1 rRNA gene is annotated in these 243 nt (G+C 49.8%); it reads left to right on the top strand.

The features are described from left to right. A 23S ribosomal RNA gene (locus tag HPT30_RS00270) occupies positions 1-243 on the top strand; the annotation flags it as partial.

Raw genomic sequence — 243 nt, 5'->3', positions numbered from 1 at the left:
GGCTAAATACTACCTGGCGACCGATAGTGAATCAGTACCGTGAGGGAAAGGTGAAAAGCACCCCGGAAGGGGAGTGAAATAGAACCTGAAACCGTGTGCTTACAAAAAGTCAGAGCCCGATATAGGGGTGATGGCGTGCCTTTTGTAGAATGAACCGGCGAGTTACGTTTAACATGCAAGGTTAAGTCGAGAAGACGGAGCCGCAGCGAAAGCGAGTCTGAATAGGGCGAATGAGTATGTGGA

This window comes from Paenibacillus agri (genome assembly GCF_013359945.1).
Lineage (GTDB): Bacteria > Bacillota > Bacilli > Paenibacillales > Paenibacillaceae > Paenibacillus_AQ > Paenibacillus_AQ agri.
The sequence above is the reverse complement of the archived record's forward strand: the minus strand, read 5'-3'. Positions and strand labels throughout refer to the sequence as shown.